The sequence below is a fragment of the Streptomyces sp. NPDC002623 genome (assembly GCF_053592635.1).
Genome location: NZ_JBSFWB010000001.1, coordinates 478,524 through 491,928 on the forward strand (window position 1 = coordinate 478,524; position 13,405 = coordinate 491,928).

The window sequence follows — 13,405 nt, forward strand, 5'->3', positions numbered from 1 at the left end:
CCAGACGGACTTGACCCGGTGGACGCCGCGATCGGAGTGCGCCGGAGACCTGGAGACAGGGAATATGCGTTGCCGTGCGTAAGCGGTGTCTACAAGAATCCAGCCATGACTTCTGCTATCCGGCACGTGACGATCAAGTGCTCCGACGCCTACACCCTGGGGAGTTTCTGGTCCGAGGTACTCGGTCAGCCTCTTCATGAGGACGACAACCCGGGAGACGAGGAAGCACTGATCGAGGGCGCGGGTCTGCTCTTCGTCACCGTCCCGGAGGCCAAGAGTGAGAAGAGCCGAATCCATTTCGACATCCAGCCCCAGGACCGCACCCGCGAGGAGGAGGTCGAGCGTCTGCTCGCCCTCGGCGCCGCCCTCGTCGACGACCAGCGCAAGCCTGACGGCAGGGGGTGGGCGGTCCTCACCGACCCGGAGGGGAACGAGTTCTGCGTGGAGCGCAGCGCGGGAGAACGGGAAGCCGGCTGACGTAGCGGTGTCGGGGCGGATCCGGAGGGATGCTTCGCCGGAAACAGGTCTGCGGAAACTGATCGACAGAAACCGGTGTGCGGAGGTCCGCGGAGATCGTTCGGCGGCGGCCGAAGCGATGCGCCTCTAGCGTGCGCTGCATGCGTGTACCCAGTGCGACTCCGAGCCCGTTCGCAGGCCTCCATCACGCCGGCACTCCCCTCCTCCTGCCCAATGCCTGGGATCACGCGTCAGCGCTGGCCATGGCAGGCCGGGGTTTCCGGGCCATCGGTACGACGAGTCTCGCCGTGGCGGCGGCTGTAGGACTGCCGGACGGAGCGTCGGCGACACGGGACGAGACCCTCAGGCTCGCCCTGGTCCTGGGTTCGCAGCCTTTTCTGCTGTCAGTCGATGCCGAAAGCGGTTTCAGCGAAGATCCGGACGAGGTAGGGGAGTTCGGGCGTCAGCTTGCGGCGGTGGGCGCGGTCGGCATCAATCTGGAGGACGGTTTGGGGGCGGTCGACCGGCACGCTGCGAAGATCGCGGCCGTCAAGTCGGCCGCGCCCGGCCTCTTCGTCAACGCGCGCACGGACACCTACTGGCTCGGTGAGCACGACGAAACCGAAACACTGTCCCGGCTCGACGCCTATCAACAGGCGGGTGCAGACGGCGTGTTCGTCCCCGGCCTGACCGTGGCCCGGGAGATCGCCGCGCTCGTCGCACGACTCGACCGGCCGCTCAACGTCCTCTACTCGCCGGCCGGACCCACGATCGCCCACCTCGCCGACCTGGGCGTAAGCCGCATCAGCCTGGGCTCGTTTCTGTACCGGCGGGCCCTGGGGGCGGCCCTCGATGCGGTGGACGAGATCCGTGCCGGGCGTCAGCCGGGTGGTCGTACACCGACGTACGAAGACGTGCAGAGTCTTGGCGCAGACGGCGCCGCCGCCCGCCACTCCTGACGTGACATCAGTTACTGGTTTCGTGCTCCCGCGGCCAGTGGGTGAGTGCCATGTGCAGAGCGTCGATCGCCTTGTCCCACGATCGCTGAACGTCGCGGGGCGCGCCGAAGCCGCCGCCTGCCTCCAGCATGCAGTACCCGTGAAAGGTGCTGCGCAGCAGGCGGACGGCGTCGGTGAGGTCGGGCTCGTCGAGACCGTAGCCGCGGAGCATCCCGTAGGTGATCTCGGCGGTTCGGCGTAGGGCGGGGGAGTCGGCCGCGAGTTCCCGGTCGAGTTCCGGGTCGATGCGGATCTGCATGGCGGCGTACCGGCCCGGGTATCGCAGGGCGTACTCCCGATAGGCACCCGCGAAGGCGACCAGCGCGTCCTTGCCCGCGAGTCCGACGGCGGCGGCGGCGATCCGGTCGATCATCTCGCCGCCGACGAGCAGCGCGAGCCTGGTCCGCAGCTCGCGGAGGTTCCTGACATGTGAGTAGAGGCTCGCGTCCTTGACGCCGAACCGTCGGGCCAGTGCTGAGATGCTGACGTTGTCGAAACCGACTTCGTCGGCCAGCTCAGCGGCGGCTTCGACGAGGCGGTCGGTGGTGAGGCCGACTCGTGGCATGGGGGACCGCCTTGTGCGCTCGGACCTGGAGGTATCACGCAGGATCCTAAGCGTTCCGCTGGTCGGAGGCCGGACGGTGAGAGGGCTTCGTTGGAGAAGCCGAGCAGGGTGCCTGGATCGCCGTGTCACGCTCCTCTCGACGGGGTACTCCCGCAGGGCCGTCCGCAAGGCCCGGATCTGCTCCGAGAGCCCACGGGGCCTGAGCCGACCGGACCGGCCGACCCGACCGCGGACCCCTACGACCGCAGTAAGGGCATCGGCAGGACAAGACGTCGGAGAAACTGGTCATCGGCAGTTTCTGCGGGGCGGGGGACCGGAGTGCGGCTCATCATGAACGGCGTACACCATCGGATGGACGGTCCGTCCACCTTCCCCTTCCCGACCATGGGCGGCTCCTGGTCCGAGTACTTCGACCTGTTCACCGACCTGCCCCACCGGGGGCATCGTCGTGGGTGACGACGCCTGGTTCGGATGTGGCACGACAGTGATGCCCGGCGTCCGGATCGGGCACAGCGAGATCACCGGCACCGGGGTCGTGGTCACTGCTGACGTGCCCGACTACGGGATCATCAGCGGCAACCCGGCCCGCCTCATCGCCGCTCCGGCTCGGGCTGCCCGGGAAACCGTTTTCCTGGACGTGTCCACACAGGGATGGGCTCAGCACCACGACCACCCCGCATCAGACGCTGGCCAAGCGCACCGAGAAGTACGCGGGTCTGAAGAGGAAACGGTTACTGCTGCTTGCCCTGCGTCTTCTGCTGGTTCTGTCTGCGCTGCTTGCGGCGCTCCCTGCGCGGGCGATACGACTCCTCCACCTCTCCGACTGCTGCCGACACATGTTGCGAGTTCTCTCCGTCACGCCCGCCCGCACACCACCACACCGCCCGCCCGTGCTCCTCGCCCGGGTGCACGCCGAGCCGGTGCTCGGGGCAGACGGGCCACACCTGCCACAGGCACTCCAGCACCGTGTCCTGCGCCGCGAGGGCGACGGCGGCGAGCGCTGCGCCGGGCCCGGCGCTCGGTTCCAGAGGCAGTTCGTCGCCGTGCCAGGAGCCGTTCGGCAAGGCGACGTACACGTGCTCTGCGGCATGTCCGTCGTCGGCCGATTCCTCCGGCCAGGCCGGCCGGGCCACCAGGCGTAGCAGTCCGTGGTCCGGGAGGAGGGCAGCCAGGTCGTGGTTGACGAGGGTCAGCGCCTCGTCCCACACCGGGTACTCGCCCGGCTCGACCGGGCGGGTCTGGGGATCGTTGAAGGGGGAGTACACGAGGCCATCGTCGTTCACTCGCGACCTCAACGGCATCTGAATAGCGACGGAACTGATCCCGGTACGGCCGCCGCGTTTCCGACCTGGCGCTGTTCGCGTCGCTGCCTGCGCCGTGATCCTCCCGGCGTCGAGCGTCCCGGAGCCTGAGTCGGGTGTCCGGGTGTGTCTGCGCGGCGGCCGTTCCGGATGGGCTGCGTGACCGGGGTCGTCGGCGTTTCCCGCAATGTCGACCAAGGCATCCGGCCTTTGGTGCCGCCGGGCGGTCGGTGGACGCCGGGTGGCTCGTGGCGTGTGGCGGGCCCTTCACCACCCTCGCGGGGCTGCAGCCGACGTTGTTTCTCATCGATCCACGGGAGCCCTGCCGATGCTGCGGGTGCCGTCGTCGGTGATGCGCGGGATCGGAGGCGGAGAGGAAATGCGAAGAGCGGCAACGGGCCTGGTTCCGCACTGGTACCGCCCACCTGGACTGAGAGGGGGGCTGACCCCGAATTGACCCCGAATCGGGCCGAATCGACTCCGAGTCCGACCCAAGTCCGAGTTCACGCCTTCGGATTGATTCCGTTCGACAGCCCGGTGTACGCGGGCTTCGCCGAGTAGCTCTCGTTGTACGGCAGGGCCGCACCGTAGCCGCTGAATGTGCCCGGCACCCACGAGTATTTGTCGCTGACGCCCCACAGCGTGACGCCGGCACAGCGCGGCACGCCCAGGCAGTTCTCGCTCGCCGTCTTGTAGTCGGTGGACTGCTGGGCGAGTTCGGCGGCGGAGACGGGCAACGGGATGCGGATGTCCAGCTCGGTGATGGACACCTCCAGGCCGAGGTCGGAGAACCGCTTCAGGTTCGCCTTCATCGACGCCGGAAGCCTGCCCACCTCGAAGTGCGACTGGAAACCGATGCCGTGCAACGGGACGCCCTGGGCGAGAAGTTGTTTCGCGAGCGCGTACAGGGCGTCGCTCTTGGCGTTGTCGGCCTCGATGTTGTAGTCGTTGATGTAGAGCTTCGCGGCGGGGTCGGCGGCGTGCGCCCAGCGCAGCGCGTTGGCGATGTAACCGGTTCCGAGCTTGTTCTGCCACAGTGAACTGCGCATCGAACCGTCTTCGTTGAACGCCTCGTTGACGACGTCCCAGGCGTATACCTTGCCCTTGTAGCGACCCATCTCGGTGTCGATGTGGCTCTTGAGGATGGTATTCAGCTCAGCTGCGGAAAAGTTTCCGTTCTTCAGCCAGGAAGGCAACTGCGCGTACCAGACGAGTGTGTGACCGCGTACGCCCTGGTTGCGTGCTGTCGCATGGGCCACCAGCCGGTCCGCCGCAGCCCAGTTGAAGCTGCCCCGGCTCGGTTCGACGGCGTCCCACTTCATCGCGTTTTCCGCCGTCACCGAGTTGAACTCCCGGTCCAGGACGGATGTGTAGGACGCGTCGGAGGTCAGCGGGGCGTCGCCGACCGCCGCGCCGATCTTCACGCCGCGACCGTCGGCGTATCCGCGCAGGGTGGTGGCGGCCGAGGCTTCCGGCGTGAGATGCGGCAGCGCTACGGCCGCGGTGGCCACGAGCGCGCCCGCGACGGCGAGCGGAACAGGGCGCAGAGCGCGACGCCGGTGACGGTGGCTTCCCGGTGCGTGGGGCACGACTGCTCCTCGAGGGGTGGGGGATACGGGCGCTTCACCTGTGTGTCGCCGCCGACGAACTTAAGGTTGCCGGGGATCTGAGAAGCGCCGAGTGCATGAGAGGGGCTGGGGCGGGTGGCGTACAAGGCGCGGAGCAGCCGATTCCGACGGCCACGGGACATCGCCTCCGAAACCGGTCTCCCGCTCTGGCGGCAGCGGAACTTCAGGATCTTCTGGGCCGCCCAGACCCTGTCCTTCCTCGGTGACTCCTTCGCCCTGATCGCTCTCCCCCTGCTTGTTCTCCAGGTCACCGGCTCGCTGGCCCGCATGGGTCTGCTCACGGCGGTCGGCGGGGCGGCCTCGGTAGTGGCGGCGTTGTTCGCCGGCGGGGTGGTGGACCGGGTCGACCGACGCAGACTCCTCATCGCCTGCGACCTCGTCCGCATGGTGCTGTACGGGCTGATCCCGCTCGTGTGGATGTTCGGTCCGCGCATCTGGCTGCTGTACACCGTGCTGCCGCTGTGCGAGGCCGTCGGCATGCTGTTCGCGGTCGGTTACGTAACCGTTGTCCGTGGCCTGGTCGGCACCGGGCAGCTGACCGAGGCCAACGGACGGCTCAATGCGACCGCCGCCGCGGCAGGCGTGCTCGGCCCGATGTGTGCCGGTGCACTCGCCGCCTGGACCGGTCCGGCCGCCGCCGTGGGCGTGGACGCGGCCAGCTTCGGAGTGTCGGCGGCGTGTCTGTCCGTCGTACGGATCAACGGGCGGCCGCCGGACGACAGGTCGCAGGAGCCGCAGGAACGGCCGGCCGAACGTCACGCGGAGCATGAGCATCCTGCAGAGCGCAAAGTTTCTGGTCAACGACCCGGTGAGCGGCCCGGGTTGTGGCAGGACCTGCGGGTCGGAGCGGCCTTTCTGTACGGTCATCCCGTGCTGCGTGCGCTGACCGCGTTGCTCTTCGTCTTCAGTTTCCTCACGCTCGGCCTGAACGACCTCGTCATCTATCACCTCAAACACGACCTCGGCCATGACGACGGCACGGTCGGATCCGTCATGGCGGCCGGTGCGCTCGGCACGATCGTCGGCTCCCTGCTCGTGGCGCGGGTACACCGCCGGTACGGCTTCGGGTCGACCTGGACGGCTGCGGTCGCCGTGAGCGGGGTCGCCGTCGCGGGACTCGGATGGGCGCGGGGCGTTCCCGTCGTCGGGGCCCTCTGCGCCGTCTTCCTGGCCGGTGCCGCTGTGGCGGGCACCTGCTCCATGTCTCTGCGTCAGGAGGTGACCCCGGAGCCGCTGTTGGGCCGGGTCACCTCGGCCTTCTGGACCCTCCAGTACGCGGCGGCTCCGGTGGGCGCGGCCGTCCTGACCTGGGCGGCGGAACGGCACGGCACCGCGCCGGTGGCGGCGCTGGCCGGCGCGGCCTGTGTGCTGATCGCGTTGGTCGCCCTGGCGACACCGGTACGGAGAGCCGGGCGGGGGTGACTCCGGAGCGACGGCCACGAGGCTCGGCAGCCGGTGCTCGCCCGCGCGACCAGGACGTCGATCAGCACTGACACGATCACATCCCCCCGCGCAGACGGTGCGGGAAGAGTGCTGCCCGTCAAGTGGTCGGCGCTGCGCGCAGGCGTCGCACGTCATGGATGAGCGCATAGGACGTGATCAGGAAGAGCACACCTCCAGCCGCGATCCAGAAACCTGATGCTCCGGAGCGGTACTCACGAACGCTGCCGATGAGCAGCACCACGGTGGCAAGGACACCGAAGGCCGAGACCACAGCGCTGATGCGGTGGGTCACGTGGACATCATCGACGACAACCCCGGCCGACGGGAGTGAAGTGAACGAAACGGTCCGGAGGCCGGGCCCATGAGCCGTCCTCTTAGGCGTCGTCCCCGTACGCGTCCGCCACAGGCGTCATCCGTTCACCCCCGTGTAGTGCCTCAGGCTCAATCGCCACAGCAGCCGCGAGCCGAGGTATGCCAGCAGGCCCAGCAGCGGGGAGGCCGCCGCCAGCCAGTAGGGGACGCCGGTGTCGTGGCCATGGCCCGTGAGGACGGCGGCCGGGAAGTACGCGACGAACGCGAGGGGAAGGCCGTACGTCAGGAGGCCACCCACCGCCTTGGGGAGCACGTTGAGCGGATAGCTGCCGAACGTGCCGAGGAGTTCCTCCAGCCAGCGGCTCCAGTAGTCGGCGGCCGGGAAACGCAGCGCTGCGGAGGCGAGAGCCGTGAACAGGGCTGCCTCCAGGAGCATGCCCCCGAGCACGGCGGCGACCAGGTACGAGGTCCGTCCCGCCGTCCAGTCGAGGTGACTGCGGCTGAGCGCGCCCACCATCAGACCCACCGCGACCGTGAGATCGCCGATGGCGTTCGTGGGAAACATGCGCAACTGGACCTGGAGATGCACGGACATGGGCCGCACCAGACAGACGTCGATCTGACCTTCCTGAATGAAGTAACCGATTCCGTGCACCCGTCCCAGGAAGAGAACGAACAGACCATGGGCGAGCATCCGGGTCGCCGGGATGAGCAGCACGTCCGAGCTGTCCCAGCCGCCCATCCCGCTGAAACGAGTCAGCAGCACAGTCGCGAACACGATCACCGAGACCTGCCAGACCGCACCGATTGCGACCATCATCAGGAACTCGGATCGGTACTCCAGCTGGGCGCGGAAGTTGAGACGGGTGATCCGCCATGCGAGGCGTACGGCCTTCAAGGGCATCAGCCTCCTTGTGAGATGACCTGCCGGGCGGCGAGTCGCCACACCAGCCGGGTGAACAGGGCCAGCGCCGCCACCCAGGCGGCCTGTGTCAGCAGCGCGGGACCGGCGTCCGACAGCGGGATGCGGCCCACATAGAGCGACAGCGGCACGCTCAGCGTGGCCTGGAAGGGCAGGAAACCGCTGAGCGTGATGAACCAGTCCGGGAAGAACCACAGCGGTGCGTACACCCCGGACAGCAGGTTCTGCGCGAAGATCAGGATGAGCATCGCGGCGTTGTTGCGCAGGGTGAAGAAGCACAGTTGGTCGATGGCCAGCATCACGTAGTACAGGACCCACTGCCCGAGCAGCAGGCTCAGCGCGAACACCCCTGCCACGGCAGCCGAGTCGGGCGGTTCCACCACTCCGGCAGCGAGACAGACGACGTATCCGCTCAACGCCCAGGCGAATCCGTACAGTTGCTCGCCGAGAGCGCGCAGGGCGTAGTAGCGCTGGGGCGACAAAGGGCGCAGGTACCAGTAGACGATGGTCCCGAAGTGCATGTGCTGGATCACAGTGTCCCGGGCTGTGTACTGGTCCAACTCCCGCAGCCGGGAGGCCAGCACGGCCAGCACGGCGTAGGTGACCGCCTGGTCGCGGGTCATTCCCGCGGTGGTGCCGGTGTGGGCGTACAGGCCGTGCCACAGGGACGCCACCAGTACCACCTGGACGGCCAGCCGCAGCAGGGCGGCGGTCATCCGGGGCGGTGTGTGCAGCTCGCCGAGCGGGGTGACGCGGGCGGCGCGCCAGGCGTGCAGGACGGCCATCAGGCGTCCCCGGCCTGTACGTACGCGGCCCGCATGACGTCCTCCAACTCGGCTTCGTCCAGGGCGATGTCGGTGACCTCGTACCGCTCGATGACCGACTTCAGCGCCTGATGCACCGTCGGCGCGCCGGATCCGTCCGGACCGAACACCACCCGTGAGCCCTGGTGCCGCAGCACCGTGATTCCCGGCAGCGCCACGACCTCGGTGTGCGGGTCCGCGAGCGTGGCCCGCACCTGCCAGGTGGAGCCGAACTTGCGGCGGATCTCGTCGAGGGTGCCGTCCAGGACCAGTCGGCCGTGGTTGATCAGCACCACGCGCTCGGCAAGCCGCTCGACCTCCGTCATGTCGTGCGTGGTCAACAGGACGGTGCGGCCCCGCTGTTCGACCTGGTGGCGCAGGAACTCGCGGACCTGCTCCTTCACCACCACGTCCATTCCGATGGTCGGTTCGTCCAGGAAGACTACGGGCGGGTCGTGCAGCAGCGCTGCGGCGAGATCGCAGCGCACGCGCTGGCCGAGGGAGAGGTGGCGCACGCGGGTGTCCCAGAAGGAGGAGAGGTCGAGAAGGTTGTCGAACTCCCGTAGCCGGGTGGCGTGTTCGGCCTTCGGCACTTCGTAGATGTCCCGCAGGATCGCGAACGACTCGCGCACCGGAAGGTCCCACCACAACTGGGTGCGCTGTCCGAACACGGCACCGATGTTACGGGCGTTGCGCTCCCGTTCCCGGTACGGCACCACGCCTGCGACACGTGCCTCGCCGGAGGTGGGGGTGAGGATGCCGGTGAGCATCTTGATGGTGGTGGACTTGCCGGCGCCGTTCGGACCCAGCAGGGCGAGGAGTTCGCCTCCGGCCACGTCGAAGGAGATGTCGCGGACGGCGTGTTTGGCGACCCGCTCCGGGTTGACCAGGGAGCGCAGGCCTCCGACGAGGCCGGGTCGGCGGACAGTGGTGTGGAAGGTGCGGGACAGGCCGCGCACTTCGATGCTGCCGATCACTCGTTCAACCTCCAGTGAAGCGCGGCCGGCCGGCTGGGGGCCGGTCGGCCGCGGGAGACGTCGTCACCGTGTCGGAATGTCGATCACATGGTCAATCGATTAAATCGGCTGATCGGCCCCGGCCTCTTGATCGGCTTCGATCGGTCGATGCCGATCAAGCGATGTCGATCGGGCGTCCGGTCAATCGGTTGCCGTGAACACGAACGAGAACTCGGCGGGCGCGGCGTTCAGGAAGTACTGCGGCAGCGGGCCGGGGCCACAGGACTGGGAGCCGAGGCCGTGCTGACCGTGATCGAGGTTGACCCACACGGTCTCGCCCGGGACCAGGTCGGTGAGGTGCTGGGCGGCGTCCAACTGCTCGGTCGTCCAGCGGCGTGCGGTGAACCAGAACTCAGGGTCGCCCTCGATGCGCAGTCCGCCGAGCTCTGCCCAGCGGACGTCGGCGCGGGCGCCGTTCTCCTGTGGGCGGACGTACGGCGTCTGCATACCGTCGACCGTCGACTGCCAGCGGCCGACCGTGGACGATGTCCTGCTGTCCGGATACGCCTCGCCGGGGCCGCCGCCGAACCACGCCACCCGGTCGGCCTCGGACAGTCCGAAGCGGACGCCGAGGCGGGGGAGCGGCACCGTCCAGTCGCCCTCGGGGGTCACGGTGACGGTCAGTCGTAGACGGTTTCCGTCCGACGTCCACCTGTATGCCGTCGACAGTCCGATCTCCCAGGCGGCCGGCGCCACCCGGGTCCGTATCGTCAGCGCGTCCTCGTCGGCTTCGACGGCGTCCAGGCGGTGCCGCATCCGGTGCAGGCCCAGCTTGCGCCACAGGACGCCGTGCCGGACGTCCGACTGCCAGGGCGCGCCGTCGTCGTTGTCGGTCGGAGCCCGCCAGACGTCCAGGCGCAGGCCGGTCACCGCCACCGAACCGATGGTGCGCAGCTCGCCCGTGCGGGCGTCGAAGGAGGCCGGGCCCAAGGTGATGAGCCGCTCACCGACGACCGGCCCGACGGTTTCGGCGAACGACGACAACCCCCGTGCCGCGACGGGCACTTGCCCCCACGCCACCACGTGTCCTGCGGGCGCCCAGCCGGTGTCCTCGGCCAGCACGGCCTGGATCGTCCAACCCGTCTCCGCACCGGCCGGGGTGTCGGTCGGCGGCGCCGGGAGCTTCACGTCGACCGACTCGCCCGCCGCGAGCGCCGGCACCGCGAGGCCGCCCGACTCGACGGTCATGCCGTTCACCTGGAACGCCCAGGTGAAGGCCAGCGCCGACAGGTCGGCGAAGTCCTGCTTGTTGGTGATGCGGACCGTGCCGTCGGCGGAGCCGTCGAGGGCGACCGGTTCGATCACCTTCTTGAACTCGACCAGGCCGGGAGAGGGGGTGCGGTCGGGAAAGACCAGGCCGTCGCAGACGAAGTTGCCGTCGTGCAGCTCCTCGCCGAAGTCGCCGCCGTAGGCGTAGCCCAGCTCCCGGTGCTTGATGCCGTGGTCGATCCACTCCCAGACGAACGCGCCCTGGAGGCGGTCGTGCGCCTCGAAGATCCGCTGGTAGTCGGCCAGTCCGCCGGGTCCGTTGCCCATCGCGTGGGCGTACTCGCAGAGAATGAAGGGCAGTTCGCGTCGCCTGAGCGTGCCGCCGTCCAGCCCCTGGCCGATTCGCTCGACCTCCTCATGGAAGGCGTACATGCGTGAATAGACGTCCGTGTCACGGCAGTTGACGTCACCCTCGTAGTGCACGAGGCGCGAGGCGTCGCGGCCGTGGATCCACTCGGCCATCGCGGTCAGGCCACGTCCGGTGCCGGCCTCGTTGCCGAGGGACCAGATGACCACCGACGGATGGTTCTTGTCCCGTTCGACCATACGGGCGGCGCGGTCGAGGAGCGCGGGGGTCCAGCGGTCGTCGTCGACGGGGTTGTCCCGCCAGTCCTGCTCGACGAATCCGTGGGTCTCCACATCGCACTCGTCGATCACCCACAGCCCGTACTCGTCGCACAGGTCGAGGAAGGCCGGGTGGGGCGGATAGTGCGAGGTGCGGACGGCGTTGACGTTGTGCCGCTTCATGAGCAGCACGTCCTCGCGCATCGTTTCCAGGTCGAGGGCGCGGCCCGTCTCCGGGTGCCATTCGTGGCGGTTGACGCCCTTGAAGAGGATCGGCCGGCCGTTGACCTTGATCAGGCCGTCCGCCAGCTCGACGGTACGGAAACCGATGCGCAGGGGCACTCGCTCGCCCTCCGTCACCAGCTCACCGTCGTACAGAGTCGGCGTCTCCGCCGTCCACGGCTGAACCGGTGCCGTAACCGTTTCCCCGGTCGCGACATCGATGTCCAGAGCCGGCACGGTCACCCGGCCGTCGACGTCGGAGTCGACGCGCAGGGCACCCTCCCCCGTGACATGGTCGTAGGAGGCGTGCACGAAGAAGTCGCGGACGCTGCCCGCCGGGCGGTGCAGCAGCGTGACGTCACGGAAGATGCCGGGCAGCCACCACTGGTCCTGGTCCTCCAGATACGAGCCCGCCGACCACTGGTGGACACGAACTGCCAGAACGTTTCCGCTCGGCTTGAGGAGATGTCCGATCGCGAACTCGTGCTGCAGTCGGGACCCCTTGAACTCGCCGAGGTCCGTGCCGTTCAGCCAGACTCGGGCGCAGGACTCGACGCCGTCGAAACGGAGAACGAAACCGCCTTCGGAAACACCCTCAGCGCTGGCGTCGGAGCCGCCTGCGGAAACGCCTTGGGAAGCGTCGGGCCACTCCGCGGGCAGGTCGAAGACCCTCAGATGGTCGCCGGTCGGGTTCTCGGTCGGGACCCGGGGCGGGTCGACCGGGAAGGGGTAGAGGTGGTTGGTGTAGATGGGCGAGCCGAAGGCGCCGTCGCCCTGCAGAACCCAGTGACCCGGGACCGTCACCTCTGCCCAGCCGGTGGCGTCGTACCCCTCCTCCGCGAACGAGTCGTCCTCGGCATCGGCCGTCGCCGACACCCGAAGTCGCCAACGCCCGTTGAGAGACAGGGACTTGGCGTCCGACGACGCGTACCAGGCGCGGGGCGCCAGGGCCCCGCTGCCCGGTGAGACATCCGTTACGTAACCGGTGGATCCAGGGTCCCCCGCCCGAGGGGATCCAAGAGCGGGGGAGGTGGTGCGGAAAGACATCTGTCTCCTAGTTCAGCCCTTGATGCCGGTCTGCGCGATCCCCTGCACCAGCCAGCGCTGGAGGAAGAGGAACACGAGCAACAGGGGCAGGATGGAAATGGCCGTGGCCATGAAGATCAGGTGGTAGTTGACGGTCTGGTTGGTCATGTACGACGACAGCGCGACCTGCACCGTCCACGCGCTGGGGTCCTGGCCGATGACCAGGGGCCACAGGAAGGAGTTCCAACCGTTGATGAACGTGATCGTGGCGATCGCCGCGAAGAAGTTCAGCGAGTTCGGCACGACGACCCGCCAGTAGGCGCCCCAGTAACCGAGTCCGTCCACGCGTGCCGCCTCCTCCAGCTCCTTGGGGAACCCCAAGAAGTACTGCCGGAACAGGAAGCAGGTGAAACCACTGAAGAGGCCCGGGATGATCAGACCGCGGTAGGAGTCGATCCAGCCGAGGGACGACACCAGCACGAAGCCGGGCACGAACGTGACCGCCGTCGGGACCATCAGGGTGAACAGGACGGCGTAGAAGACCTTGTTGGCGTGCCGGAACGGGATGCGCGCCAGGCCGTAGCCGGCCAGCGAGCACACCAGCAGGACACCGACGGTGTGCAGGACGCCGACGATCAGCGAGTTCACCATCGACTGGCCGAAGTCGACCGTCGGGTCGTCGAAGGGCTCGGTGATGTTGCCCCACTGGATGTCCGTGGGGAAGAACTTCCACTCCTCACCGGTGATCTCGGGGTCCGTGGAGAAGGCGTTGCGGATCAGGACATAGAACGGGACGAGGAAGAGAAGGGCGGCGATGCCGACCGCGATGTACAGGCCGACGGAGCTCATCACTCCACCGCGCCGACTGCTGCGGGTCGTG

The 13,405-nt window shown here is 68.3% G+C and carries 12 protein-coding genes and 1 pseudogene; 4 read left to right on the forward strand and 9 right to left on the reverse strand.

All coding sequences use genetic code 11. The features are described 5' to 3' along the window. The first annotated feature begins 105 nt into the window (after positions 1-105). Together ACWD4O_RS01905 and ACWD4O_RS01910 are read left to right on the forward strand one after the other, a co-directional pair. Entirely contained in the window at positions 106-477 is a 372-nt protein-coding gene (locus ACWD4O_RS01905; protein WP_451276431.1) for a VOC family protein, read from the forward strand. A gap of 140 nt (positions 478-617) precedes the next feature. After that, positions 618-1,415, forward strand: coding sequence for an isocitrate lyase/PEP mutase family protein (locus tag ACWD4O_RS01910; RefSeq protein WP_451276731.1), 798 nt, complete (start codon positions 618-620; stop codon positions 1,413-1,415). Positions 1,416-1,422: 7 nt separating this feature from the next. On the opposite strand, the gene ACWD4O_RS01915 is transcribed toward ACWD4O_RS01910, so the two are convergent. After that, positions 1,423-2,019: a TetR/AcrR family transcriptional regulator gene (locus ACWD4O_RS01915; protein WP_451276433.1), complete on the reverse strand. Its 597-nt coding sequence runs from the start codon at positions 2,017-2,019 to the stop codon at positions 1,423-1,425. Positions 2,020-2,294: 275 nt separating this feature from the next. Here ACWD4O_RS01915 and ACWD4O_RS01920 point away from each other — a divergent pair. Then, a pseudogene (locus ACWD4O_RS01920) lies at positions 2,295-2,617 on the forward strand (antibiotic acetyltransferase); the annotation flags it as partial. Between the two features lie 133 nt (positions 2,618-2,750). Here ACWD4O_RS01920 and ACWD4O_RS01925 read toward each other — a convergent pair. Continuing rightward, on the reverse strand, positions 2,751-3,284 hold the full coding sequence (locus ACWD4O_RS01925) for a hypothetical protein (protein WP_451276435.1): 534 nt from the start codon (positions 3,282-3,284) through the stop codon (positions 2,751-2,753). Between the two features lie 539 nt (positions 3,285-3,823). Beyond that, positions 3,824-4,909: an endo-1,4-beta-xylanase gene (locus ACWD4O_RS01930; protein ID WP_451276437.1), complete on the reverse strand. Its 1,086-nt coding sequence runs from the start codon at positions 4,907-4,909 to the stop codon at positions 3,824-3,826. A gap of 159 nt (positions 4,910-5,068) precedes the next feature. Between ACWD4O_RS01930 and ACWD4O_RS01935 the strand changes: the two genes are divergently transcribed. After that, a complete protein-coding gene (locus ACWD4O_RS01935) occupies positions 5,069-6,370 on the forward strand; it encodes an MFS transporter (protein ID WP_451276733.1) in 1,302 nt (433 codons plus the stop codon). Positions 6,371-6,488: 118 nt separating this feature from the next. On the opposite strand, the gene ACWD4O_RS01940 is transcribed toward ACWD4O_RS01935, so the two are convergent. The 6 genes from ACWD4O_RS01940 to ACWD4O_RS01965 all read right to left on the reverse strand — a co-directional run bounded on the left by ACWD4O_RS01940 (position 6,489) and on the right by ACWD4O_RS01965 (position 13,374). Beyond that, positions 6,489-6,683: a hypothetical protein gene (locus tag ACWD4O_RS01940; protein ID WP_451276439.1), complete on the reverse strand. Its 195-nt coding sequence runs from the start codon at positions 6,681-6,683 to the stop codon at positions 6,489-6,491. A 117-nt stretch (positions 6,684-6,800) separates the two neighbouring features. Next, positions 6,801-7,607, reverse strand: a complete 807-nt coding sequence (locus tag ACWD4O_RS01945) for an ABC transporter permease (protein WP_451276441.1) — start codon at positions 7,605-7,607, stop codon at positions 6,801-6,803. Continuing rightward, a complete protein-coding gene (locus ACWD4O_RS01950; protein ID WP_450945201.1) occupies positions 7,607-8,410 on the reverse strand; it encodes an ABC transporter permease in 804 nt (267 codons plus the stop codon). The genes ACWD4O_RS01945 and ACWD4O_RS01950 overlap by 1 nt, the downstream gene beginning before the upstream one ends. Further along, positions 8,410-9,405: an ABC transporter ATP-binding protein gene (locus ACWD4O_RS01955; RefSeq protein ID WP_451276444.1), complete on the reverse strand. Its 996-nt coding sequence runs from the start codon at positions 9,403-9,405 to the stop codon at positions 8,410-8,412. Before ACWD4O_RS01955 ends, ACWD4O_RS01950 begins: the two co-directional genes overlap by 1 nt. 180 nt (positions 9,406-9,585) lie before the next feature. After that, entirely contained in the window at positions 9,586-12,546 is a 2,961-nt protein-coding gene (locus tag ACWD4O_RS01960; RefSeq protein ID WP_451276446.1) for a glycoside hydrolase family 2 TIM barrel-domain containing protein, read from the reverse strand. Between the two features lie 12 nt (positions 12,547-12,558). Beyond that, a complete protein-coding gene (locus tag ACWD4O_RS01965) occupies positions 12,559-13,374 on the reverse strand; it encodes a carbohydrate ABC transporter permease (RefSeq protein ID WP_451276735.1) in 816 nt (271 codons plus the stop codon). Positions 13,375-13,405 lie beyond the last annotated feature (31 nt).